A 25,364-nucleotide genomic window follows, 5' to 3' on the forward strand; every position below is an offset into this window, starting at 1 on the left:
CTCTATTCTAATCATTCATCAATCTCCTTAAGGACTTGCTGTTCGGTTAATATGGGCACATCCAGTTCCTGGGCTTTCGTCAGCTTGCTGCCGGCTTCTTCTCCTGCAATCAGGAAGTCTGTGTTCTTTGACACGCTCCCTGTGACCTTCGCTCCAAGGTTGGTGAGTTTTTCTTTCAGTTCATTACGGGTAAACTGTTCAAGTTTCCCTGTAATGACTAATGTCTTATCTGTAAAGAAAGTAGACAATTGTTCGATTTCTTCTTTACGTTTACCTTTATATTCCATGTTCACATCGGCAATTTTCAACTTCTGCAGCAGTTCGTCCACCTCTTCCAGTTCAAAAAAGGCATGAATGCTTTCTGCAATGGTTTCACCCATACCTTCGATGGCTTCGATGGCTTCTTTAGATGACTTCCTCAACTCTTCCATGGTAATGAACTCTTCAGCCAGCAGTCGGGCGGCTTTCGCTCCGACGTGACGGATGCCTAAACCGAAAATCAGCCGTTCCAGTGAATTTGCTTTTGAGTCTTCTATTGCTTTAAGTAAATTGTCTGCCGACTTGTCAGCGATTTTGTCCAGCGTCAGCAGCTGATCTTTTTCCAGGTAATAGAGATCTGCCGGGTCGTTGACAAGGGATTCATCATACATCTGTTCAACGATGCGCTCGCCTAGTCCTTCAATATTCATAGCGTTTCGAGATACAAAATGTGTCAGCTTTTCTTTCGCTTGAGCAGAACAGCTTGGATTCATGCATCTCAAAGCCACTTCATCTTCCAGATGCATCAGCTCGCTGTCACATGCCGGGCAGTGGGTCGGATAATCATAAGGCTGACTGCCTTCGGGGCGTTTATCCTTATTCACTTTGATCACTTCAGGAATGATGTCGCCTGCTTTGCGCACGACAACGGTGTCGCCCAGTCGGATATCTTTTTCCTTCATAAGGTCCACATTGTGCAGACTCGCGCGCTGAACGGTCGTCCCGGCAAGCTGAACAGGCTCCATGATCGCTGTTGGGGTGACGACTCCCGTCCGGCCGACCGACCATTCAATCGTTTTCAGCAAGGTCTCTGCTTCTTCTGCCGGGAACTTATAAGCGATCGCCCATCTCGGTGCCTTGACTGTAAATCCGGCTTTTTCCTGATTGTCCAGTTCGTTCACTTTAATAACGATTCCATCGATCTCATAAGGCAGGTCCGTTCTCTTTTCCTGATATACCTCCACAAAGTCCCACACCTCATCGATCGATTCAAAGACCTGCCGTTCAGGATTGGTTTTCAGCCCCAGATCATCCAGGAGCGCCAAGGCCTCTGACTGACTCTGGACTTCTTTCCCGTCCAGCTGGGCAAGTGAATACAAGAAGACACTCAGGTTTCTCGAAGCTGTGACTTTAGGATCCAGATTTCTTATCGTTCCGGCCGCCGCATTCCTGGGATTGGCAAAGACGGCTTCCCCCTGTTCTTCGCGCTGCTGATTCAGCGCAATGAAGGAAGATTTAGGCATATAGATCTCCCCGCGTGCTTCTAAGGTGAGCGGTTCTTTTAATGTCAGTGGAATAGAACGGATCGTTTTCACGTTAGCCGTCACATTCTCGCCTTCTGAACCGTTCCCCCGGGTGACTGCCTGGGTGAACTTTCCGTTCTCATATTTCAGAGACACAGCCAGCCCGTCCATTTTCAGTTCACAGTGATAGGCATACGGCTGGTCGTCCAGTATCTGAGAGACTTTCCGGTCGAAATCCTGCAGTTCCTCTTTAGAAAAGGCATTATCCAGACTCAGCATCGGGATGTCGTGCTGGACCTTTTCAAAGCCTTCCAGTAATGACCCGCCCACCCGCTGCGTCGGTGAGTCACTCTGAACCAATGTCGGATACTTTTCTTCCAATTCAACTAATTCTCTATACAGCTGATCATATTCTTCATCCGGGATAGTGGGCTGGTCCAGCACATAATACTGATGACTATACTGGTCCAGCAAGGTTTTCAGTTCATCTACCCGTTTTCGAGCCTGATCAAAACTTATTTCTTCAGCCATTGGATTATCCTTTCTACACTTAGATTTTTTCGATCGGAGCAAAACTTGCCAGTAAGGGTTTGATGCCTATGCCGGGAAAGGCTATATCCAGCTGCAGGTCATCGCCTTCGCCACTGACTTTCACGACTGTCCCGATATCCCAAACCTTGTGCTTTACTTTTTCTCCCACTTGCCAGTCCAGCTTTTCAGCACCGCTGTTTCCTGTAGCGTGAGAAACATAATTTTTTCTTTTCTTCGTCTTTTTATCAAACGGATCATTCGAACTGTTCCCAAAGCCTTTGTACATCCCGCTTGAGAAAGGTTTCAGTGAATTCGATTCCTCAACATCCAATACCTCGTCATCCATCTCTTCCAAGAAACGGGAAGGACGGTTGGACTGGACACGACCGTACAGGGCACGGGACAAGGCATTGGTCAAGTACAGTTTCTCTTCGGCCCGTGTGATCCCGACATAAGCCAGACGTCGCTCTTCTTCCATTGCATCTTCTTCCATTTCAGCACGGGAAAGCGGGAAAAGCCCTTCTTCCATCCCAATGAGGAAAACGATAGGGAATTCAAGTCCCTTGGCAGCGTGAAGGGTCATCAGGGTGATCTCGCTCGTTGGTTCTTCTTCCAGTTTGTCGATGTCGGAAATGAGTGACAAGTCAGTCAGGAAAGCGATCAGACTGTCATCTTCCTGCTCTTCTTTATCGAACTGATTGGTCACCGTCAGGAATTCTTCGATATTCTCGACGCGCGTTTCTGCTTCCAGGGTCCGTTCTTTCTTAAGTGTTGGAAGGTACTCCGACTTGTTGAGAACTTCTTCCGTCAGCTCTGTGATGCTCAGGAACTCTGCCATTTTTCGGAAATCCTGAATCATCAGGGCAAAGCCTTCCACTTTTTTCACGGCACGCGCAGATAAGTTGATACTGTTGGCATTCAAGGCAGCTTCATACAAACTCCAGCCCATTTCTTCTGCGGCCAACGCCAGTTTTTCGACTGTGCTCGCTCCGATACCCCTTTTAGGTTCATTCACGACCCGAGCAAAGCTGAGATTGTCTTTCGGATTGGCGATGAGTGTGAGATACGCCAGGACATCCTTGATCTCTTTACGGTCGTAGAACTTGTGTCCGCCGACCATGCGGTAAGGGATGTTCGTCTTGATCAGTGTTTCTTCCATCACACGGGACTGGGCATTGGTCCGGTATAATACGGCAAAATCGCCGTATTCCCGATTAGGATTCTTTTCCAGTTCCTGCTGGATATGCTGAATGACATAGCGCGCTTCTTCGTGTTCATTACCTGCACGGTAATAGGTGATGGATTCGCCGCCATCTTTATCTGTCCAGAGGCTTTTATCTTTTCGTTTGGAGTTATGCGAGATGACATCATTGGCCGCTTTCAGGATATTTTTCGTGGACCGGTAATTCTGCTCCAGTAAAACGACCTTGGCATCACTGTAATCCCGCTCAAAGTTCAGGATGTTTTCCATGTCAGCCCCGCGCCAGCCGTATATACTCTGGTCAGCGTCACCGACGACGCAGATATTTCTGAAGCGCTCAGCCAGAAGGTTTACAAGTTTATACTGGGCATGGTTGGTATCCTGATACTCATCCACGTGGATATACTGAAATTTGGTCTGATAGTACTGCAGGACGTCTTTGTGTTCTTCGAACAGTCGAACCGTCAGCATGATCAGGTCATCAAAGTCCAGGGTTTCCGCCTGTCTCAGCTCACGCTGATAGTGATCGTAGCAGTCCGCCACGATCTTGCCGAAGTAATCCGTTGCTTCCACGCGGTACTCTTTCTCGTTCTGCAGATTGTTTTTTGCATTGCTGATTTCCGAAAGGATCGCTCTCGGGTTATATTTTTTCGGATCGATATTCAGTCGTTTAAGTATCTTTTTAATTAGTGTCAGCTGTTCACCGGGATCGGCGATCGTGAAACTCGAACTGTATCCGATGTGGTCGATCTCTCTCCGCAAGATACGGACGCACATGGAGTGAAAGGTCGAGACCCATACATCCAGTCCGCCGTCTGTCACCAGGGTCGCTACCCGGTTTTTCATTTCTGAAGCGGCTTTATTCGTAAAGGTGATCGCCAGAATGTTCCAAGGATTCACGCCTTTTTCTTGTATCAGATAAGAGATCCGGTGCGTCAGCACACGCGTCTTTCCAGATCCGGCTCCGGCCATGATCAGTAACGGGCCCTCAGTGTGCGCAACAGCCTCTCTCTGCCTGGGGTTCATCCCCTGTAAAATATCTTCTCGCAGTACCACTTTTTTCATCCTTTCAGGTGTTCATACATTGTTTTATTATAACAGAAAACGATGCTCTCTTTCCATACATCTTGTCAGAGATTATACGCCACAACTGTGTGTCTTTCAGCTTTTCTGCTGTTGTTGAATAGTTTAGAAGCAAGGAACTCTTGCCCAGGTCAAAAAAGCATGTTTGCCGCAGCATACATGCTTTCCCCATTCATCAGTATCTTTGATAACTTTAATAGTACCCACTCATACGATAGATGTCCTCTGAGCAGGTTTATTGTACCGCACATTCGCATCACTCAAACCGGAATGGTCGCGAGCACGTCCAGTGAAGGCGTCATCGGCATCACTCACCCGGGATTTTCCGCGAGCACGTCCTTTGTGCCGCTCATTGGCTTCACCCAAACCAGAATGGTCGCGAGTACGTCCAATGAAGGCGTCATGGGCATCACTCACCCGTCATTCACTTTTAGTGAACTAAATAGATCCCTCTATTCAGACCTTTCATAAGCTTTCAGTACTACATACCTAAAAACTTTTCTAGTATGAAGGAGAAAAATCTCAGATTTTTTATCAAAAAAGTCGACACAGGGTCGACTTAGTCATCTATGCCTTGAATGAGGTTGATGAGGATCTGGTTGAGCAGTATCCGAATCTCCCGTCTGGCATAGGTATAATTATTATCGTTGAGCCATTCGATCAGTTTAGCGTAGTGTGTCACCTTCATCGCACGGCTTTTTTTGAAGATGATCGGGGTCTGACTGGAATCCTGATACAGACTCAGCATCGTCTCGATTACTCGCTCGTTCATATATCTGTTCGAGTGATAAGCGAGCAGCAGGCGCCAGAACTTAATTTCCAATGCCTCAAAATCATCTGACTTCAAGGAAACGGTCTCTTTCAAGTCATCCATCAGATCAGTCAGCGGCACAGTATCGACTGTCACTTCATCAAGTTGCAGCGTATAAAAGATGTGCTGGAGCAAGGCTTCCAGAAAATAGATCCGTTCCTTACGCTGATTCAAATCCAAAGAGATGTCTCCGACAAACACTCCCTTATTCGGAATCCGGTAAACATAACCTTCTTCGATTAGCCGATTCAACGCACGCCTTACCGGTGTTCGACTGATTTCCAGCTGTCTGGAGATATCCAGCTCTTTCAACTGCTTGCCTTTTGTCCAATTAGCTTCTTTCATCTGACTGATCATAAAGGTATAGGCTTTCGCTTCCATCTTATTCATTTTTTTCATTGAGGCATCCTTTACTTAATCAAAGATATTTGACATTTGTTCGAGTGTCTTTTTCAGCTGTTTTGTCGGAACAACGATATGCCCGAATTCCTCTGCATCCAGACCGGTCTCATTGTCGTAGAAAGTGAACAGCCAGTCCGGTTTGATCTGTGCCTGAGTATAGGCCAGATCCTTTTCATCTGTTCGGATCACTTTCATGACTATCGTATCGTGCACTCTGTCTGTCACTCGGACAGGCCAGCCTGTCACTGCCTTGATCAGCGCTTCATATTGGGAAAAATGAGGGTAATTGAATGTATAGTGAAAGGCACGATGCGGGTGGGCGACGATCTCATTGACATAGAGCGCTCCGCTCCCAGTCGAGAATATCTCAATTGCCATCACACCGACAAAATCAAGCTCTTCTGCAATCACTTGACCAATACGTTTGATTTCCTGTTCCACTTCGCCTTTCAGCTCTGCTGGAGCAATCGCCTGATGAAACACATCATCTCTATACTTCATTTCTGTTATGGCGAATGAAGACACGTCTCCCTGGCTGTTTTTAACCAGAGCAAGACAGACCTCTTTTTCAGATGGGATCCAGGCTTCAAGAACGCATGTCCCCTGTGAAAGAAACCGTTCGGAAGCATCAATATCCTCTTCGCTGAACAGGACGTGGTGTGCTTTAAAGCGTTCATCTGTACTGTTAGATTTTAGGACACAGGGAAATCCGATGCTATTCACGGCTTCTCTGATATCATCCATGGAGATGATCGTGGCAAACGGGGCAATGTTCACCCGCACGGATTCCAGAAAGGCTTTCTGAAGCATTCGATCCTGAGAGACAGCCAGCAGTTCTTCTCCCTGTGGTACGGGCACTGTGCGTGTGATGTTCTCAACGAGTCGTGAAGGAAACGCATCAGATTCGTATACAATAACATCACTTTTCATCGCCATATCCAGACATGCCGGTTCATCTGACAGGTCAGCCTTAATATGCCAGTCAGCAACACCTGCAGCCAGACAATTTTCGCTCGGATCGAGTACACCTGCGTGGTAGCCCAGTTGTTTGGCTGAAAGGACCAGGAGACGGGCGACACTGCCCCCACCGATTACACCTATTGTACTGCCGGGTTTTATCCAATTTGTCATCATTCGTCACTCCATCTTATAGTTCGGTAAACGGATTCTCCTGCGGATTGTTTTTGACCTGTTTTTTATTTTTCTTCATTCTCTTTGTCCAGAAGCCGCCATTGATATATCTCGGTTCATAGGAAATCATGAAGGCCTTGGGTTCTATTTCATGAATCAGTTTGTACAGTGATCTTTCATTTGAGCGTGGGGTCAGGATCTCAAGCACGTAACGGCTGCCTTCTCTCCCATGGGCCTGAGTGATCGTCACACCAAAGCCTTCGCCTCGAAGCTTTTCTGCCACTTCCCAGCCATTTTCAGGTACGATCGTCGTGACCAGGATATGTCCCAGGGCCAGTTTATCTTCAATTTTCATGCCAGCATAGATGCCCGCCCCAAAACCGACGGCATAAGCAATGATATTCGCCACATTATCCAGATTATCCAGCACCAGTCCCAGCCCGACAACGTAAATGGCCACTTCGACCATGGCTATGAACGGGGCCGCCAACTGATAACCTTTCATCGTCAGCATCATTCTAAGCGTATTTAATGTGACATAAACCACATTGATCAACAAAATCGTTACAATTATTCCCCAGTTAAACTCCACTTTATCTCTCCTAAAATTAAAAATTGATTCTGCGTAAATATGCAACAAGGGCTGAGACAATATAACGCCTGTCTCAGCCTTCGTCTATAAGAGTACAGGTCGATCCGCTGTTTACTCCTGCTCGTTTTCAGTTGTCTCTTCAGTATTTTCTTCCTGATGCTTTTTGACGATCAGCGTAGATATCCTCGAGCCTTCCATTTTATCAACGGTCAGACACAAGTCATCTACTCGGATGTACGCCTTCTCTGATTCTCCCGGGATGCTTCCAAATTCAGTGATAAAGTAGCCGGCGATCGTATCCACATCTTCAGAATCGATCGACATGTCAAAGTAGTCGTTGAATTTGTCCAGTGGCGTCGCTCCATCTACACTATAAATAAAGTCGTCGATTTGTTCAATCAAATTGTTTGATTCATCATACTCATCGTCGATTTCTCCGACGATTTCTTCAAGCAGGTCTTCAAGGGTAACGATCCCCACGACTCCGCCATATTCATCGTTCAAAATAGCCATCTGATTCTGCGTCTTTTTCATCTGAAAGATCAGGTCATCGATAAAAATCGTTTCAGGAACAAATAAAGGACGGTTGCTGATTTCTTTTAGATCGATCGAATACAACGGTTTATGTTTAGAAGCCTGCAGCAGGTTTTTAACATGAACAATGCCAAGGATGTTATCTTTATCTTCAAAATATAATGGGACACGTGAATGAGGCGTTTCTAGCATGGCCTCGATATTTTCTTCATTTGGATCGTCATAATCGAGCATGAATGCATCTGTGCGCGGTACCATGACTTCACGGGCGATTTTATTGTCCAGAGACAGGACTCCCTTCAGCATGGAAAATTCATCGATATCGATGACTTCGTGCTGATGACTGTGTTCAATGAACGAACGGAATTCATCTCGCGTGATGGTCTCGTCATTCGCCGTAAAATCAATCGGCAGGAGGTGTTTCATTCCTCTGACTGTGACGTTCACTAACCATACAATGGGAACCGATAAATATCTGAGTCCTAAAACCATCCCTGATAATTTCATTGCTATCTCATCCGGATTCTGTTTTGCTATCGCTTTAGGAAGCTTTTCACCAAATGACAAAAGTAAATATGTCAGTACGATCGCACTAACGGTCAGACTGAATACTTGTGAAGAAAGAATCGGATTTTCAAATGAATCGAATAGACGCAACATCACTATCGCAGACATACCGCTGGTAAATAATGCGGAAAGTGATATGCCCACTTGAATCGTGGTCAAAAATTCATCTGCATTGTCTAAGATACGCAGGATCCGCTTGGCTTTCTTACTCCCATCCAGGGATTCTTCCATCATTCTGTTTGGATTAATAGATATCATAGCCATTTCTGCGGCTGAAAAAAATCCGTGCAATACAATTAAACCGATAATAACTACTAGTGGCCCAATAAAGGGCTGTATACTCCAGGGGTCGCTGTTCATAACTTGTCTCCTTTTAAAATTCCGATCATATAAAAACACAGTCACTATATCATATAAATCTATTCCTTACAATGCTTTTTTCAGTCCGTTTGAGCTCCTTATTCCAACAGGCCCGGGACGGATGAAAAGAACGGGACGAAACGGTCGATAACATCACCGCTTTTTTGCCCTTCGAGAGACCCTACGAATGAGTAAGACATCTTTTCTTCATCGAAAACATATAAAAAGCCATTGGTCTCATTTTCTTCCTCGCCGCCGATTTCCGCTGTACCCGTCTTGGCACCGACAGCATAGTCCAGCTGGTCCAGCGCATGTGATGTCCCGTTCGGGTCTGTTACTGCTTCTAAAAGCAGCTCCCTCACAAGTTCAGCGTTTTCAGCAGAAACTATTCCTTCAGCGCTATCACCTTCCGCTTCCTTCAGAAGCTTAGGATAGACGAGTGTGCCCTCATTGAGAATTGGCGAATAGAAAACCTGCTGATGAATGGTATTCATAAGTATCTCCCCTTGGCCATAAGCGGTGTCGGCAAGCAAGGTGATTTCGTCGATGCGATCATTGTTTGCCAGCTGAGCCGGGTTCATTGTCAACGGCAGTTCGAACGATTCTCCAAACGGAAACTGAGATAATCCTTCAACAAAATCCTCTGTCCCCATTTCAAAAGCTTCCATCGCAAAGAAAATATTGTCCGAATACACCAGTGCATCCTTTAAATCCACTTCTGTGACCGAGTCATTGACACGAGTGATTTCTCTGTCTCCAAAGGCAGCCGTTTCCGGGGACCAGCTGAGGCCTTCGATCGTATTCACTTTGTCAGGCGTTGTCGTCCCTGATTCCAGCAGCACGAGGGAAGATAAGATCTTAAAGGTCGATCCCGGTGCATAGCGGGCTGTGAAACGATTCAGAAAAGGCTGGTCTTCGTCTTGATTGTAGGCATTAAACTCTTCCAGAGAGATCCCCCGTGCAAAGAGCTGCGGATCATAAGAAGGCGAGCTTACCAGTGCCAGGAGTTCTCCGCTTTCCGGATCCATAAGGGATGCGGATCCAGGCTCTGAGTCGAAGGCGGCAAACAGCTCTGACTGGACAGCACTGCTGATCGTCAGGGTCAGTGACTCGCCGTCTTGTTTTTCTCTCTCGACGATGACCTCTTTCACTTCTCCTTCACTGTCAACAAGGGCGATCTGTCCCCCCATATCACCACGCAGTTCCTGATCGAACCGGTATTCCAGACCGCCTTTACCGATGACCTGCCCCGACTGCAGCTTTGGATCGTTCTCAATATCTTCAGCTGAAACATCGCCCACATAGCCGGTCAAGTGAGCAGCTGCCTCCCCTAAGGGATAAAGCCGGTCGGTCGTCTGCTGGTACAACACCCCCGGGACCTCAGGTGTTTCACCGACATCGACGACTTTAAACGGAACAAGGCTCTCTTCTGTTACCCAATTCTGACTAAGTAAACGTTCAAGTGTGGGCACAGAAACGTCAAACGTTTCACTAATTTCAGCTAGACGTTCCTCCCGCTGGTCTCCTTCGCCTAAGACAGCAGGATACAGGCCTGCATCATAGGCCTTTCCCTCACCAGCCAGCATATTTCCATCTCGGTCATAGATTGAACCGCGCATCGGCTCAGTGTAGGAAAGACTCACAGTATCGCCTTCCTCCATATTGGGAAGGAAAAGTGAATGGTCCCATTGAACGGCTTTAGCTTCCTCTGTTTCACTGATTTCTGCCTGATAAGCCATCATTTCTGTCTCACCCAAAACAGTCGTCATTAAAGTGGTGTATCGGAACGCGTAAGTATCTGCTTCTTCATCGTAAAGGATCTCGCGATCCGTTATATCGAGTGTGTCAACGCCAATGGCCTGAAAAACCGTTTCGTATCTTTCAGCCAGTTCCTGGCGCGTGTAGCCTTCTGCTGAAACCAATCCTTCTGAAAGGGTGTCCACATACTCTTTAAAACGTGTGGAAGCCTTGGCATCCAGGTACTCGTCCACCAGACCTTCAATCTCTTCACGCCGCTCTAAAGCCAGCTGCTCCTCCTGCCAGTTTCGGTAGTAGAAATAGCCGCTGATACTTATGAGAATGAACACAGCGATACCCGCTGCTATCCCGAACACTTTCCTGTTCGATGCCTTCCACTGCTTCCTGCTGTTTTTCACGTCATCGACTCCTTATCATTAGTTAGTCGTCTTCATACCGGTCCTTTTCTTTTTCCCTGTAGTCCATCATTTTTCTGCTGAACAGCTCACCATTAGAAGGGGGTGTATAGGTGATGGCATTGGCTCCCGCTTCAATCGTTTCCAGGATGCTTTTCTCAGTCGGTCCGCCTGTCGCGATGATGGGCAGATCAGGGTACTTCTCTCTCAATTCTCTTACGATGGTGCTCGTCCTGCCTGCACCGGAAACATTGATGATGTCCACACCGGCTTTCAGGCGTTTGTCTATCGATGTGTATTCGGATACCACCGTCAAAATGATGGGGATATCGATCACTTCATTGATCTTTTCAATGGTTGCTATCGGTGTAGGGGCGTTGACGACAACTGCCTTGCAGCCGTGTGCTTCAGCGAACAGAGCCATGTTGGCCGACCGGACACCTTGCGTCTTGCCGCCAGCAATACCGGCTATGACAGGAATCGTAGAAACTGATGTTATCGCTTCAAGAATCGCCGGATGTGGGGTGAAAGGGTAGACAGCCATGATCGCATCGGCATCATTATTCATGATCAGTGCGATATCAGTGGTGAACATAAATGCCTTAAAACGTTTTCCATTGATCAATATACCGCTGGCCTTCCTGATGACCGACGGAACTTCAACGTATCCATTATACAAATCGGATTTTACTGACGGGTATTTTCTTTTTTCCATATCTTAGCCTCTTTATCTATTAGTCTATTTATCAAAACGATCTAAATCGTAAATCTCTATGATCTCGATTATCTTTTCGGGGTATGTGGGATCTGTGGCATAACCAGCTGAATAAAGTGCCCGAGCGGCTTCCTGATAACTGGATGCCTCCTGAACGCCACTGTAAAGTTGAGGATCCCATTCTGTCCCGCCATTGATCAACTCGGCATAATCCTTGACCGATGCTTCAAGCGACGGATAGCTTCGAAAGGACGCATGAATGTCTTTCCATTCGTCCTCATATTCTCGCGTGGCATATTTACGGCCTGTCGATCCGCCCTTTATCCCAAAATAATTATTCTCCTGACGGGATAAGCTGCTCTTTCCCCAGTTTGATTCCAGAATCGCCTGAGCAATTGTGACACTTGGTGTGATTCCGTGGGAGGCTTGTAAAGGAACGGCATGGCTGGCGACTTCATTTATAAACTCATCTTTTGTCCAGTTTTTCTGATTGGCCGGCTCGTTATCTACAGCCTGACTGATCACTGCCAGCGCGCCTGTAAAGGTAAGCAGCAGGATCGCAATCAGCTTAAAAACGGGGAAAGATGTTTTCCTTTTTTTATAACTCAGAATTCATCCTCCTATTTTGTTGCTTAATCATTTATACTTAAGGTATACGACATTATTCTTAACGTTTCTCCTTTTGCGTACTCCAGTTTCACGTAGTTTTATTTTACCATACTCTGATAAATCTAAACAGATAACACAATAAAAGTATATTTTTATACCCGGTCATTCAAGCAGGTGAACAAATAGAAAGGAGGCAGAACATGTGTAAAATAAAATGGGCTATCATAGGATCAGGTGATGCGGCTCACCAGTTTGCTTCACAATTTGAAGACGCTCATGCAGAACTTACGGGGGTTGCTTCCACTACACTGCAAAAAGCCTTTGAGTTTTCGACTCGGTTTAATATAAAAAAAGCTTACGGTACTTACGAAGAACTGGCCATCGATCCAGAGATAGACATCCTTTATATTGCGCCTACGAATCATTCTCATTACACTAACATGCTCATGGCATTGAATGCAGGTAAACATGTTTTTTATGAAAATTCAATCGCATTAAATAATCAGCAGCTCGATGAGGTGCTGACCCTCGCTCAAAAAAAGAATCTGCTGGTCGCAGAGACTATGACGATTCACGACCTGCTTCTTTATAAAGACCTGACGGAAGAGACCGAAACAGGACAGGACGGTGACCATTCAAAAGCACTCGCTTATGAAATAAACTCCATCACGCATACGCTATTGACTGAGAAGGATTTTACCTCTCGCTGTCACCACAGAAGTCAGTGACCTTATGGATTGGGCGCTCAGAGAGTGGCAAATCCCTCGATTATATTCTCCCGACATTTAACAGATAAAACTCCCTTTCAAACGGAAATCTCAAAAAGATCAGACAGGATCTTCATCAAAGAGATTCGTTTCAGAGGGAGCTTTATTTATCAACCTTTTAGAGCACTTGTTATTTTTTCCAGTTGTTCGTTCAGTTTGTTTTTTTCAATAAATCGGGCAAATCGCATGACTTCTCGACCATCTACAAAAAGCAGGACCACGGGGATGGTAAACACCGTGTATTCTCCTGCTATTTCAGGAAGATTCTGGACATCAGCCTGCAACGGCCTGATCTCCGGATAACTCTCCACTATCGGTTTGATCTGGGGGAGGACGGCATGACAGACAGAACAGTGCTCGCCATACAGATACAATAAGGCTACATCGTTCTCTTTAACATGGTCCTGTAGTTCTTCAAGTGATCGTGCTTCTTTAAATCCATCCATTTTACTTACCTCCTTATCATTAGACACTTTGATGCCTGATTCATTGTCAGTCCTGAGTCTTCAGCGCTTCAACCATATCCACGTGCTTCAGTTTGAAGTGCATGACCACCATGACCATGCTGCTGAAGAAGAACATCAGCAGGAAGGAATAAAGATAACTCGTCCAGGATATCTGGTGAAGAAAACGCATGATATCAAGCTCAGCGGTCTGAAGTACAAACATATGCATAAAGATCCCCAGGACAAAGCCGACAAGGATCCCCATGATCGTTAAGACCAGGTTCTCACGGTAAACATACATCGTGACTTCTTTGTCAAAGAATCCCAGCACTTTGATCGTTGATAATTCTCTGATCCGTTCCGATACGTTGATATTTGTCAGATTATAGAGGACGACAAAGGCCAGAGAGGCCGCTGAAACGATCAGAACGACGGTAACCACATCTAAACTGTCCATCGAATCCTGAAAGCTTTCTCTGATAGAAGAGACAAACGTCACGCCCAGGACAGCATCCTCTTCTGTCAGATTTTCACCCAGTTCATCGTTGCTGACGACGGAATCGTCATATTTCAGCAGTCGTGTATTATAATCGATTTCTTCGTTAACGACTTGCTCATAGTAATCTTCTGACATGTAAATATAGTGCTGGACGTATTGCTCAGAGATACCGCCAATGGCGACATCTACCGTTTCTCCCTCGTCCCATGCCACTTCCATGCTGTCACCCGTTGTGACATTCAGGAGATCAGCCAGTTTATCTGTGATGATAACGCCATCTTCCGGGAGCTCATACAGCCTGGACTGATCGTTTCTGTCTCTCAATACCACGAATTCCTCAAACAGTTCTGTGTCTTCCGGAACGAGGAGCGTCGCATCACGACTTTCCCCTGAGTTCGTGGCAGTGATGCTCTCCTGCAGCGACTGAAGCTGTGCTTCAAAACCATCCACTTCTTCAAGTGAAGACAGGAGTGAATCCTGTTCACTTTCTGTTGCTTCAGGGTCTTCTGCTACAATAGCCTGGTAAAGATTGATTTCACCAAATTGTATATCTGCAATATCTGCTATCGAATCTGAAAGGCCATAACCCGTCAGGAGCAGCGCTGTTCCGCCAGCCACGCCAAACAGTGTCATCAGCATGCGGCGTTTGTATCTGAACAAGTTACGCGAAGCCACTTTCTGAGTAAAGGAGAATCGTTTCCAGATGAATGGGATATACTCCAGGAAGATCCGCTTGCCTTTCTTCGGTGCTTTTGGACGCAGCAGGGTCGCGGCATTGCTCCTTAGTGACAAGCGTACAGAAACCAGCGTAGACAAGCCAGTCGCCAGTAATGAGGCAGCAATCGAGATAATAGCGTAATCCCAGTAAAACTGCGTCTGTGCTGACGGCAGATTATATAAGGAACTGTACGCATCCAGAATGACATTAGGAAAGAGCCAGTACCCTAGGAATAAGCCCAATATACTGCCAAATGATGTGGCAATAAAGGCATAAACAAAGTATTTTGCCGCAATGGCCATGTTCCCATACCCTAAAGCTTTCAGGGTACCGATCTGATTCCTTCCTTCATCCACCATTCGGGTCATAGTCGTCAAGGATATAAGAGCCGCAAGCATAAAGAAGAAAACCGGGAAGATCCTTGCGATCGCGCTGATCCTTTCAGCGTTTTCGTCAAACTCTTCGTATCCTGGATAGGATGTCCGGTCATAGACGAAGTATTCCGGTTCTTCCAGCTCTGCCAGTTCTTCCTCCGCTTCTTCGAGATCGACCAGTGCCTCATCGATTTCTTCTTCTGCGTCTGCTTCTTCTGCTTCGAATTCAGCCAAACCTTCTTCATAATCGGCCTCAGCTTCTCCCAGCTCTATCCGTGCCTGCTCAAGATCTTCTCTTGAAGCTGCAAGTTCAGCATTCAGTTCACTTTCAGCATTTTCCAGTTCCTGAAGCCCTGCTAAAACCTGTTCTTCCTGAGCAAGTACTTCTTCGTAAGTGGGGGTGTTCTGCATTTGAGCGGCTTCAAGCTGATCTTTATTCGCTTCGATTTCACTGAGTGCCTCTTCCAGCTGCTGACGCTCATCTTCAATTTCAGCTCGGGCATTAGCTTCTTCCGCTTCAAATTCTTCTAAGCCGGCTTCATAATCCTCATAGCCTTCTTCGATATCAGTTCGTGCTTCTTCGAGTTCTTCTCGGCCGTCTTCAAGCTCCTGCCTTGCCTCTTCGATTTCTGCATAGCCTTCTTCGATATCACTTTCTATTTCAGCATAAAGTTCTTCATATCTTTCCTCAGGCCGGTGAGCGACGCGCTCTTCGATGTCGGTCGTCTGTTCATCGATAAAAGTCTGATACTCTTCTGAATAAGAGACATACTGATTTGATCGATCAAATAAAACGAACGCATCCGTATAGACATCCATATCAAACACTTCCGGAGAAACGACAGAGAAGCCATCAAGGTTACCACTGCCGATCGTCGTGTTTCCTCTATTTGCCCGTTCGATATACAAGGGGGTCTTCAAGAATCCGACGACTTCAAAAGTGTCTTCTGTAAAGACGTTATCCTGATTTTCTGACTGTTCTTCGGTAATCTGAATCGTATCACCTATGGCATACTCATCAGCGTAACTGTTCGTCTGGTCTAAAGCGATCTCGTTAGTCTCTTTTGGGAAACGTCCTTCAATGATTTCGAATTCATTAATGGTATGCTGGACTGCATCCCAGCCATAGACTTTTGACGTCAGTCCGGATCCATCAAAGATGACATCCTGACTGTAAAGATAATCGACCTCTGCATTATCAACAGAATTCAGAAGCTCGCTGTCTTCTTCCTCCAGTCCCATCGTCGAGAAGACATGCAGATCACTTAAATTTTGTTCGTCATAGTATGAATCCGCCGTCTCGATCATGACGGGTCCTGTGGCACTCAAGCCGGCAAAGAATGCGACACCGATCAGAATGATCGCAAAAATAGACAGGAAACGTGTCTTGCTTCGTCCGATCTCTCTGAATGTATCCTTCCATATTGCACCTTTTTTCACTTTAAACCCTCATTTCGCATCCCTTTTACCACTCGATCGATTCGACCGGCTGGGGATGATCATTCATCGTTATCTTTCTGACTTTTGCGTTATTAATATCAATGATTCGATCAGCCATTGGAGCGATCGCACGGTTGTGCGTGATGACAACGACTGTCGCCCCAAATTCATCTTTAGAGCGGCTTAACAGGTCCAGAACTTTTTTACCTGTTTCAAAGTCCAATGCACCCGTAGGCTCATCACACAACAAGAGTTTAGGCTGCTTGGCCAGTGCCCGGGCAATAGCCACACGCTGCTGTTCCCCCCCTGACAACTGAGCGGGAAAATTGTCCATACGGTCCTGCAAACCGACACTGATAAGTATTTCTTCAGCGTCCAGGGCGTTCGGTGAAATCTCTGCAGCCAGTTCCACATTCTCTTTAGCAGTCAGATTAGGGATCAGATTGTAGTTCTGAAAAACAAAGCCGACGTCATTGCGACGGTATTCTGTCAACTGCTTCTCTTTGAAGCCGACGATATTCGTTCCATCGATGATCACATCACCTTCATCAGCAGAATCCATTCCGCCCAGAATATTTAAAACCGTTGTTTTTCCGGCTCCACTGGGTCCGACGATCACAGCAAATTCATTTTTTTCGATATCGAACGTTATCCCGTCGTTGGCAACGACTACAGTTTCTCCTGACTGATATCGTTTCACTTCATTCTTTACAGATATATATGCTGTCATATCTTTTCGTCCTTTCTACTCGTGTACCTATCTCTATATTTTATCATATAAAACTAGACAGTCTTCGTTTATTTGCCCGATTCAATAAATCTTCACTAATAAATCATATTTAACTTATATTGACGATTTGTGAACAATTTTTATCTTTATAATATTTCTAGGATAACTGGTAAAAGCAAAACACTTCTTAATCACTAAAGCGAAAGCCTTTTAATATCTGTATTTGTGCCCTTTGTGGGAACTTCCCACTCGCGGAGGTCACATATCCACTGGTTTTGTGACCTTTGTGGGACCTTTCCACTCGCAAAGGGCACTTATCCACTGGTTTTGTGACCTTTGTGGAGACTTTCCAATCACGAAGGGCACTTATCCACTGGTTTTGTGACCTTTGTGGAAGCTTCCCACCCGTGAAGGGCACATAAGTATTTATCTTAACTTCATGAATCATCTATAAGCTCTCTCCAAGGTTTTTTCAACAGCATAAAAAAAGAAGCAGGAGACCCTGCTTCTTCAGTCCAATTAGCTTTTCGCTCTTTCAAGTACAAAGACTTTCAGATAGTCTGATTCTGGATGCTGCTTATTCACAGCGAAATCTTCAGGTAATTTGAACTCGTCTACCAGATACGCATCGACGTTCATATCTTCAAAGGCCAAGTTGACACTGTCAAAGAAATCATCTCTTGAGACGTTCCATGCATTGGTCGATGTAATGATCAAGCCACCGGGTGCCAGGACCTGAACGGCATCCTTCACTAGTTCTGTGTAGTCTTTATCGACGCTGAATGTTCTTTTCTTGGTGCGGGCAAAGGTTGGCGGATCCAGAACGATCAGATCGAACTGGAGTTTATGTTTCTGTGCATAATCAAGATATGAGAAGACATCCATCACACGGATCTCGTGCTGGTCACTGTCCAGACCATTCACTTCAAACTGCTCTTTTGTCCGATCTTTACTTCTATTTGCGACGTCCACATTGACTGTTTTGAGTGCACCACCCATAGCGGCAGCTACAGAAAAGGCGCCTGTATAACTGAAGGCATTCAGGACTGTTTTACCCAGTCCCCACTCTTCCATGATTTTATTTCTGACATTACGCTGATCAAGGAAAAGTCCTGTCATCCACCCTTCATTGAGATAGACATTATAATGGATCCCGTTTTCAGAAATGACCAGCGGTTCCTCTGCCATCTCTCCTTCAACGAAACGGCTTTTGTGCGGCGCATCAGGATAACGGCATTTTTCATAGATACCTTTAAAATCAGGGATCGCGACTTTGAACGCTTTAATGATCATGTCTCGGTGCATGTAAATGCCGGCACTGTACCATGAAAAGACGTAATATCCTTCATAGTAATCGATCGTCAGCCCGCCAATGCCATCTCCATCTCCATTGAAGAAACGGAAAGCTGTGGTTTTGTCATCAGCATAAAAGGCCGTTCTTTTTTCTCGTGCGATTCTAAAGCGTCTATCAAAAAAAGCGTAATCCAAATCATCTGATTCATCCAGTGACAACACATAACCTGCTGTTTTTCTTTCGTCCCCGATATAACCATAAGCCACGAATTTATTGTGCTTATCGACCAGTTTGACGAAGTCCCCTTCCACCAGATGATCCTTATTGACAAAATCCAGTTCTTCTAAAACGGGAAAGCCGTTTTTTATGCGTTTCGTTGCTAATTCTTTGATTTTTAATACGTTCATAACGTGCTCCTTTTTGATGGTTATCTTTTTTACTTTTCACACCCAGTATACCATAGATAATGTGCGTCCACAGAGTCGATCATATATAAAAAGCGGGTGCGAAAGAGATCAACACCCACTTTTACGTTTAGTTCAGTTTTTCAATATTTGGTTTGATATCAGGATCGAGTGTCTGAATGAAGTCACTAAAATCCATTTCATCGATCAGTTCCGGCGCATCAGAATCATAAAGTGGTTCACTCGACTGGCCATCTCTTGCTTTCAAGAGACTATTGCCGCTTTGAGCCTCTTCGTTCAGGATATTCAGCTGATCGGCATAAATATAATCGTTAGGTTTAAATCCCTGAATGGATGATGGAGAATAAAAACGCAGCAGATCCATCATCATGATGTTGTCAGAATGCGTCAACTCTTCTCTGGCTTCATCACGTAGCTTATGCAGTTCTTGCAGCTCTTCTTCAGTCAGCTCTTCAGTAATATCATTACCTTCCCGGTCATAAACCGACTGGCCGAGGAACGCATAGTCTTCTGTCATGACGCGGCCGTTTCTCAGAGGCACCGTGTTGTCATGTTCCCCGGACAAGAGATCTTGTCCCATGAACAGGAATTCATCCGTTTCGATCCCCAGTAAATGAAGCAGCGTCGGCAGCATATCCACCTGTCCACTGTAAGTTTCAAATACTTCACCATTATTGACGCCGGGTACGTGCATGATCAAAGGAACACGCTGCATTTGAGCGTCATCAAAGTCGTCCCATTCTTCTCGTTCTTTTCCGACCAGCTCAGCCAGACGGGGATTACGCATATTGGAAATACCGTAATGGTCTCCGTACAGCATGATGATCGACTCTTCGTAAAGTCCACTCGCTTTCAGATAATCGAAAAATTCCTTTACAGCCTGATCCAGATAGTTGGCAGTCGCAAAGTACTGGTTTATGGTCTCATCAGATGTCTGTGCTTCCGGGAACCCCTGATTTTTTTCATCCAAAGGATACGGGAAGTGGTTCGTCACCGTAACGAACTTGGTATAGAAAGGCTGCGGCAGCTGTTCAATGTATTCAACTGAGTCGTTGAAAAACAGCTTATCTTTCAAGCCATATTCCAGTGAACGGTCCCCTGCGACGTTATAGAACTGGGAATCAAAGAAGTAATCATAACCGAAATGACGGTAGGTATCTGTCCTGTTCCAGAAGGATCCGACATTTCCATGAAAAGCAGCTGAAGTATAGCCGGCTTTTTCTCCCAAGATAGCTGGTGCGGCGTGGAAAGTATTTGTCGAACCGAGGGTCTGGAACGCACTCCCTTCCGGCAAGCCATAAAGGGACGTTTCACCAAGGACTTCAGCATCGCTTGATTTCCCCTGACTGGTCTGGTGGAAGAAATTATTGAAACTGTATGAGTCGTTACTATTGAATAGGCTGTTAACAAAAGGCATGACTTCATGTTTTACACCATGTTCATCTTCCAGTTCATAATCGATCAAAAACTGCTGGACGCTTTCCAGAGAAATGACGATGACATTGCGGCCTTCTGCAGCGCCAAAGTATTCCTCATCCGGTTCTCTGTAGTTCTCTCTAGAGAAATCAATAATGTCGTTCAACTGTGTTTCGTCTGCACTGGCACGGATCTGACTGTTCTGGGCCGTCTGAAAGAGATCATATCCCGCAAAGAAATTCAGTCCCAGATATTTGACGATGTAGTTTCTGTCAAATGTTCGTGTCAGTAACTGCGGCCGGTCGATTTCAGCTAATGCCAGATTCCCTGCGAACAAAGACAATCCTAAAGCTGTGACAGCGAAAATATCTCGCTTTTTAGCCGGTTTTCTATAATACTTGGCAAACACCTCTCGTCTGCGAAAATAGATGCCGATAAATAACGCGATATCGAACCAGTAGATTAAATCCCAGGGTCTCATCATGGCAAAGGTCGAAGCAATCAACCCGGATGATACATTATTGGAACCAACGAGAATATTGGTTGTCAGAAAGTCCGAAAACTCTCTATAATACAATACATTAGAATAGAGTAACAGCGTCGCTCCCATCAAAAGTCCAAATAAAACGAAGCAGGACGTTCTGGATTTCTTGAAATAGAGTGAAATAGAGAAAAGTATAAGTGTTATAGCTAGTGGATTGATAAACAACAGGAAATGCTGGATGACTCCAGTCACACCCAAGTCAAATTCGATCCAATAGGCCAAGTATGTCTTTATCCAGAATATAACACTCACTAAACCGAACAATAAATTCCGTTTATTTGTGAGCTGTTTGATTTTAAACATAAATAGCCCTCCTTTTTATTTTAATTTTCATGTTAATCCGTTTTTTAATTGTTTCTATCCTCTCGAACATTCTAAACGAAACCTCATTATAAGGCAAATGAGATGATTTTAGCAATTAAAAAGCTCTCATAAATGAGACCCCTATGTAGTAGCTGATTGCCATACACAGGGGTCGTTAATGTCTTAACTTATTTTTTCTGGAAAAACGATCTTAAAGGTCGTCCCTTTATCCACTTCGCTTTCAACAGTGATTTTGGCACCATGAAGATGAACTAACTGCTGAACGATCGCCAGACCCAGACCGGATTCTCCAAATTTTGTTTTGGTACGGGATAAGTCTGCTTTATAATAGCGTTCGAAAATGTTTTCCATCTGCGCATCTGTCATTCCGATACCTGTATCGCTGACTGTTATCTCGGTGCCTTCAGATGTATACTGACTGGCTATTTGAATTGTGCCATTCTTCGTGAACTGAAGGGCATTTTTTATCAAGTTGACCAGGATCTGTTTCAGCCGGTCATAGTCAGCGTAAACATGGATATCATCCATTTCTCCAATAATCAGCTCGTTCGAAGATTCCTTAACGATATCTTTCATCTGTTCGCTGATTTCCTCGACGATTTCTGAAAGTGGAATACTGTGTTTCGTTAAGATGATACGATTGGAACGGATATTTTCATAATCCATATTTTCATTGACCAGACGGATCAGCCGTCTGGTTTCTTTTCTCATCAGTTTGATACTTCTCAGCCGCTGGCTTTCCGGGATAACATTATGTTCCAGCCCTTCCAGGAGGCCATTGATGGTCGTCAACGGTGTCCGCATCTCGTGAGCGGCATCCTGCATGAAACTCTTTCTCCGCTCTTCCTGTTTGATCACCTCGTCCTGTGATTCTTTCAGGGCGATCACCATTCGGTTGAAATCTCGGGTGAGATAATCTATTTCGTCCCGTTCATTGTGCTCAAGCTGGATCGTATATTCCCCCTCAGCCACTTTATGAGCAGCCTTCCGCAGACGGTTGACACGTTTGACCTGGTAATGAGCAAAGACTAAACTCATGAGGATCGCAACGACCGCAGAGATAAGAAAGGCACTGAAGAGATTCCCTTTCAACTCTTCCATTTGGCGGTTAATGTGGCTGATCGGCGCGCTGACAGTGATAAATCCTGCGAATTCCTCAGTGTTTTCGCTGAAATACGGGAGATACACCAAGGTTGTTTCTCTGGGATTGCCCAGCAGATCCTCATGATGTGTCTTTAAGGCGATCCGCTCACCTGATTCCAGCTGGTTCAGCTGCTCATCATCGATATTCGCTCGAAAATTTCGGGGCAGATCCGGATAAACGATCGCTCCATCATCGTCAAAGACAAAAAACGATACTTCCTGAGCAATGAGCACACGGCGGATGGTGTCCAGCTGTGTCGGATCCAAATCTTCGTTGACAACAGATTCTGCATAAGTGAACAACCTGTTTTCTGTGGCATTCAAAGCAGTGCGTCTCCCAAACAGGACCAGAGAAAAGACAGTTACTGTCATTAGGAGAATGATCACAGCTAAAAAACCAAGAAACTGCTGGAAAAAGTAAGGGAGTTTCATTTTAGTCAATCGTTTCGGTATCATCGAACTTGTACCCTACTCCCCATACTGTTTTGATCACCTGCGGACCATTAGCAGAGACCTTCTGGCGCAGTTTTTTTATGTGTGCATCCACTGTACGCTCATCACCGAAGTATTCATAGTCCCAGACCAGCTGAAGCAACTGCTCTCTGGAGAAAACACGTCTTGGACTGTTTGCTAAAGTAAAGAGCAAGTCGAATTCTTTTGGAGTCAGATTGTTCAGTGGCTGATCATACAGACTGACTTCGCGAGTCATACGGTCCATTTTCAGATGTTCTGTTTCAATGTCATAGGTTATTTCTTCTGAATGAGCGGATTCCTTATTATATACTCGTCTCAGCAGTGATTTTATCCGCGCGACAAGTGTCAGCGGGCTGAAGGGTTTAGTGACATAGTCATCCGCACCGATTTCCAGACCGATCACTTCATCGCTTTCTGAGTCTTTAGCCGTCAGCATGATGACCGGCACCGACGGGGATTCTTTTCTGATTTCTTTACAGATAGCTATGCCATCCATTTCAGGCAGCATGATATCTAATATGATCAGGTCAAACTGGTCAGGAGCCGCAAGGTATACGTTGAGACCTTCTTTACCGTTATGAACAAAAGTGGCTTCCCATTCTTCCTTCAAGAAAAACATTTCAATCATTTCACATACAGATTCATTATCTTCGATCATTAAAATATGCATGATTTACCTTCTTTCTTTTTTCATTCTACTTTATTATACATACCATAGTTGAATTTTTTGTGTAAATCAATGCATGAAACCTAGAATTCACAGTATTTGTGACAGTTAATTGAAAAGCACGGCAGGCGGACCACATTCCTGTAAGAATGTGCCGCTGCATACCGCGCCAAAGCTTTCTACAGTATTTACTTGAATCTTTACGTTTTCACTTTTTTCTGTATAAACTCTATATCATCCACAAGCATCTCGATGACATATTTCGTTTCATTCTCATTTGTCTGGTAAGAACGGGACTGCATCTTACCATTTAATGCAATAAGATCCCCTTTACCACAATGTTTTTCAAGGATCTCTGCTTTCTTTCCCCAGGCCACAAAAGGAATGAAATCCGCATCCGTACTTCCATCTTTTTTAAATGATTTCCTTACCGCCAGTACATTATTAGTGACCATGCGACTGTCTCCCACACTCCTCAAATCGATATCTTTGACTATTCGTCCTATCAATGAGACTGTATTCATGTTCTTCCTCTTTTCATATAGTAGTAGGAATGAGCCTTCTCTTTCCTCTATATAATAATATTGTGAAAAGAAAAAAAATCTCATGAATAAATTTAAAAAAAGTAGTCTGCAGAAAAGGCATCGCCTCTGCAAACTACTTTTTAACGTATTCCTTAAAATATATAATCCAGAATATTCTGCCAGATTTCAGGATTGAATACATCCATTGGCTCGCCTGCTCCGCCAATGACACTGTATCCGATCATCGTTCCTATTACAAAAGCCGCAGCAATCAATAGGATGACAATTAAAACTTTCAAGATATATATAAGTATGTCTTTAACTACTGTTTTCCATGTCATCAGCATCCACCTCAGTCGATTTTCCAGAATAGTTTATCTCTTTATTTTTTTCTGTTTTTTAAATTTTCAAGAAGGATCCCGGTTCCCAATGCAACAGAATCCAATGGGTTTTCTGCTTTAAATACCGGAACTTTCAACTCTTCAGCAAATAAGAGCTCGATTCCGTCTAAAAGTGCTCCGCCACCTGTCAGAATGACGCCACGATCGATGATATCTGCAGACAGTTCAGGTGGTGTCTGTTCTAAAACAGCTTTGGCTTTTTCTACAACGATGACCATCGATTCACGTGTTGCTTCCAGCACTTCTAATGATGAAATAGTGATCGTACGCGGAAGACCTGTGACCATATCGCGGCCTCTGACATCCATTTCATCATTTCGGCCATGATCATACATCACACCGATTTCTTTTTTGATCGTTTCAGCTGTCCGCTCACCTATGAGCAGTTTGTGTTTTTTCTTGACATATTGAGTGATATCATTATCCAATGTATCTCCGGCTATCTTGATGGAACGGCTTGTAACGATGCCTCCCATGGACAAGACGGCGATATCACTGGTTCCTCCACCAATATCTATGACCATGTTACCACTTGGCTGAAAAATGTCCATACCCGCACCAATCGCAGCGACTTTCGGTTCTTCTTCAAGGTATACATTCTTTCCGCCACTTTTTTCTGCTACTTCAATAATCGCTTTTTGCTCGATTGCCGTAATATTCGTCGGGCAGCAGATAAGAATATTGGGTTTCGTTAAAAAGCCTTTTACATTCAATTTATCGATAAAGTAGGTCAGCATAGCTTCTGTGATATCAAAGTCAGCAATAACTCCTCCCTGCAAGGGACGGATCGCTTTGATATTTCCTGGTGTACGGCCTACCATCATGTAAGCCTCTGAACCAACTGCCAATACTTCATTCGTTTTTGTATCTAGAGCCACGACAGAGGGCTCGTTTAATACTATACCTTTGCCTCTTACATGTACAAGTACATTTGCTGTACCTAAGTCGATGCCAATATCTCTAGCCATCGTGTTTCTCCTCTCACCG

At 44.9% G+C, this 25,364-nt stretch carries 21 protein-coding genes; 1 reads left to right on the top strand and 20 read right to left on the bottom strand.

Going from position 1 to position 25,364, the window contains the following annotated elements; all coding sequences use genetic code 11:
- Positions 1-11 precede the first annotated feature (11 nt).
- The 10 genes from ligA to BM049_RS05765 form a co-directional block, all read right to left on the bottom strand.
- The gene (ligA, locus tag BM049_RS05725; protein WP_091529399.1) at positions 12-2,033 is read right to left on the bottom strand and encodes an NAD-dependent DNA ligase LigA; all 2,022 of its coding nucleotides are present in this window, start codon (positions 2,031-2,033) and stop codon (positions 12-14) included.
- A gap of 19 nt (positions 2,034-2,052) precedes the next feature.
- Positions 2,053-4,290, bottom strand: a complete 2,238-nt coding sequence (pcrA, locus tag BM049_RS05730; RefSeq protein ID WP_091529400.1) for a DNA helicase PcrA — start codon at positions 4,288-4,290, stop codon at positions 2,053-2,055.
- Between the two features lie 234 nt (positions 4,291-4,524).
- A complete protein-coding gene (locus BM049_RS11735; protein WP_143079462.1) occupies positions 4,525-4,734 on the bottom strand; it encodes a hypothetical protein in 210 nt (69 codons plus the stop codon).
- 142 nt (positions 4,735-4,876) lie between these two features.
- Positions 4,877-5,527, bottom strand: coding sequence for a GntR family transcriptional regulator (locus BM049_RS05735; RefSeq protein ID WP_091529402.1), 651 nt, complete (start codon positions 5,525-5,527; stop codon positions 4,877-4,879).
- A 15-nt stretch (positions 5,528-5,542) separates the two neighbouring features.
- Positions 5,543-6,664, bottom strand: a complete 1,122-nt coding sequence (locus BM049_RS05740) for an ATP-grasp domain-containing protein (RefSeq protein ID WP_091529403.1) — start codon at positions 6,662-6,664, stop codon at positions 5,543-5,545.
- A 13-nt stretch (positions 6,665-6,677) separates the two neighbouring features.
- A complete protein-coding gene (locus tag BM049_RS05745; RefSeq protein ID WP_091529405.1) occupies positions 6,678-7,253 on the bottom strand; it encodes a DUF2179 domain-containing protein in 576 nt (191 codons plus the stop codon).
- 111 nt (positions 7,254-7,364) lie between these two features.
- Positions 7,365-8,714 carry a hemolysin family protein gene (locus BM049_RS05750; protein ID WP_091529407.1) on the bottom strand — a complete coding sequence of 450 codons (1,350 nt, stop codon included), beginning with the start codon at positions 8,712-8,714 and terminating at the stop codon, positions 7,365-7,367.
- Positions 8,715-8,812: 98 nt separating this feature from the next.
- Positions 8,813-10,870, bottom strand: coding sequence for a penicillin-binding protein PBP4(5) (gene pbp4 / locus BM049_RS05755; protein WP_091529409.1), 2,058 nt, complete (start codon positions 10,868-10,870; stop codon positions 8,813-8,815).
- A 22-nt stretch (positions 10,871-10,892) separates the two neighbouring features.
- On the bottom strand, positions 10,893-11,582 hold the full coding sequence (locus tag BM049_RS05760) for a beta/alpha barrel domain-containing protein (protein ID WP_091529411.1): 690 nt from the start codon (positions 11,580-11,582) through the stop codon (positions 10,893-10,895).
- A 24-nt stretch (positions 11,583-11,606) separates the two neighbouring features.
- Positions 11,607-12,107 (bottom strand): glycoside hydrolase family 73 protein, encoded by a 501-nt coding sequence (locus BM049_RS05765; RefSeq protein WP_177188609.1) that lies wholly within the window; start codon positions 12,105-12,107, stop codon positions 11,607-11,609.
- Between the two features lie 284 nt (positions 12,108-12,391).
- Here BM049_RS05765 and BM049_RS05770 point away from each other — a divergent pair, with 284 nt between their 5' ends.
- Entirely contained in the window at positions 12,392-12,919 is a 528-nt protein-coding gene (locus tag BM049_RS05770; RefSeq protein WP_091529414.1) for a Gfo/Idh/MocA family protein, read from the top strand.
- A gap of 149 nt (positions 12,920-13,068) precedes the next feature.
- On the opposite strand, the gene BM049_RS05775 is transcribed toward BM049_RS05770, so the two are convergent.
- From BM049_RS05775 to mreB, 10 genes are all read right to left on the bottom strand, one after another.
- Positions 13,069-13,404, bottom strand: coding sequence for a thioredoxin family protein (locus tag BM049_RS05775; RefSeq protein WP_091529415.1), 336 nt, complete (start codon positions 13,402-13,404; stop codon positions 13,069-13,071).
- A 46-nt stretch (positions 13,405-13,450) separates the two neighbouring features.
- The gene (locus BM049_RS05780) at positions 13,451-16,435 is read right to left on the bottom strand and encodes an ABC transporter permease (protein ID WP_245751871.1); all 2,985 of its coding nucleotides are present in this window, start codon (positions 16,433-16,435) and stop codon (positions 13,451-13,453) included.
- A 25-nt stretch (positions 16,436-16,460) separates the two neighbouring features.
- Complete coding sequence (locus tag BM049_RS05785; RefSeq protein ID WP_091529416.1) at positions 16,461-17,165, bottom strand: ABC transporter ATP-binding protein; 705 nt, start codon at positions 17,163-17,165, stop codon at positions 16,461-16,463.
- Between the two features lie 519 nt (positions 17,166-17,684).
- Positions 17,685-18,866 carry a class I SAM-dependent rRNA methyltransferase gene (locus tag BM049_RS05795; protein ID WP_091529420.1) on the bottom strand — a complete coding sequence of 394 codons (1,182 nt, stop codon included), beginning with the start codon at positions 18,864-18,866 and terminating at the stop codon, positions 17,685-17,687.
- A gap of 127 nt (positions 18,867-18,993) precedes the next feature.
- Positions 18,994-21,147 carry an LTA synthase family protein gene (locus BM049_RS05800; RefSeq protein ID WP_091529421.1) on the bottom strand — a complete coding sequence of 718 codons (2,154 nt, stop codon included), beginning with the start codon at positions 21,145-21,147 and terminating at the stop codon, positions 18,994-18,996.
- 183 nt (positions 21,148-21,330) lie between these two features.
- Positions 21,331-22,767, bottom strand: a complete 1,437-nt coding sequence (locus tag BM049_RS05805) for a sensor histidine kinase (protein WP_245751872.1) — start codon at positions 22,765-22,767, stop codon at positions 21,331-21,333.
- Positions 22,745-23,455, bottom strand: a complete 711-nt coding sequence (locus BM049_RS05810; protein WP_091529423.1) for a response regulator transcription factor — start codon at positions 23,453-23,455, stop codon at positions 22,745-22,747. The genes BM049_RS05805 and BM049_RS05810 overlap by 23 nt, the downstream gene beginning before the upstream one ends.
- A 197-nt stretch (positions 23,456-23,652) precedes the next feature.
- Positions 23,653-23,976, bottom strand: coding sequence for a single-stranded DNA-binding protein (locus tag BM049_RS05815; RefSeq protein ID WP_091529425.1), 324 nt, complete (start codon positions 23,974-23,976; stop codon positions 23,653-23,655).
- Positions 23,977-24,128: 152 nt separating this feature from the next.
- The gene (locus tag BM049_RS05820; protein ID WP_091529426.1) at positions 24,129-24,317 is read right to left on the bottom strand and encodes a DNA-directed RNA polymerase subunit beta; all 189 of its coding nucleotides are present in this window, start codon (positions 24,315-24,317) and stop codon (positions 24,129-24,131) included.
- A gap of 41 nt (positions 24,318-24,358) precedes the next feature.
- On the bottom strand, positions 24,359-25,345 hold the full coding sequence (mreB, locus tag BM049_RS05825; RefSeq protein ID WP_091529428.1) for a rod shape-determining protein MreB: 987 nt from the start codon (positions 25,343-25,345) through the stop codon (positions 24,359-24,361).
- Between the last annotated feature and the right edge of the window lie 19 nt (positions 25,346-25,364).

Origin of the sequence: Alkalibacterium subtropicum (assembly GCF_900112455.1) — a bacterium.
GTDB lineage: Bacteria > Bacillota > Bacilli > Lactobacillales > Carnobacteriaceae_A > Alkalibacterium > Alkalibacterium subtropicum.

What these genes read in the sequence shown, in the direction of transcription:
- ligA (WP_091529399.1), bottom strand. Translation starts at nt 2,033, where the DNA reads ATGGCTGAAGAAATAAGTTTTGATCAGGCTCGAAAACGGGTAGATGAA.
- BM049_RS05735 (WP_091529402.1), bottom strand. Translation starts at nt 5,527, where the DNA reads ATGAAAAAAATGAATAAGATGGAAGCGAAAGCCTATACCTTTATGATC.
- BM049_RS05770 (WP_091529414.1), top strand. Translation starts at nt 12,392, where the DNA reads ATGTGTAAAATAAAATGGGCTATCATAGGATCAGGTGATGCGGCTCAC.
- BM049_RS05750 (WP_091529407.1), bottom strand. Translation starts at nt 8,714, where the DNA reads ATGAACAGCGACCCCTGGAGTATACAGCCCTTTATTGGGCCACTAGTA.
- BM049_RS05820 (WP_091529426.1), bottom strand. Translation starts at nt 24,317, where the DNA reads ATGACATGGAAAACAGTAGTTAAAGACATACTTATATATATCTTGAAA.
- BM049_RS05740 (WP_091529403.1), bottom strand. Translation starts at nt 6,664, where the DNA reads ATGATGACAAATTGGATAAAACCCGGCAGTACAATAGGTGTAATCGGT.
- BM049_RS05800 (WP_091529421.1), bottom strand. Translation starts at nt 21,147, where the DNA reads ATGTTTAAAATCAAACAGCTCACAAATAAACGGAATTTATTGTTCGGT.
- BM049_RS05785 (WP_091529416.1), bottom strand. Translation starts at nt 17,165, where the DNA reads ATGACAGCATATATATCTGTAAAGAATGAAGTGAAACGATATCAGTCA.
- BM049_RS05775 (WP_091529415.1), bottom strand. Translation starts at nt 13,404, where the DNA reads ATGGATGGATTTAAAGAAGCACGATCACTTGAAGAACTACAGGACCAT.
- BM049_RS05760 (WP_091529411.1), bottom strand. Translation starts at nt 11,582, where the DNA reads ATGGAAAAAAGAAAATACCCGTCAGTAAAATCCGATTTGTATAATGGA.
- BM049_RS05805 (WP_245751872.1), bottom strand. Translation starts at nt 22,767, where the DNA reads ATGATACCGAAACGATTGACTAAAATGAAACTCCCTTACTTTTTCCAG.
- BM049_RS05795 (WP_091529420.1), bottom strand. Translation starts at nt 18,866, where the DNA reads ATGAACGTATTAAAAATCAAAGAATTAGCAACGAAACGCATAAAAAAC.
- mreB (WP_091529428.1), bottom strand. Translation starts at nt 25,345, where the DNA reads ATGGCTAGAGATATTGGCATCGACTTAGGTACAGCAAATGTACTTGTA.
- BM049_RS05815 (WP_091529425.1), bottom strand. Translation starts at nt 23,976, where the DNA reads ATGAATACAGTCTCATTGATAGGACGAATAGTCAAAGATATCGATTTG.
- BM049_RS05810 (WP_091529423.1), bottom strand. Translation starts at nt 23,455, where the DNA reads ATGCATATTTTAATGATCGAAGATAATGAATCTGTATGTGAAATGATT.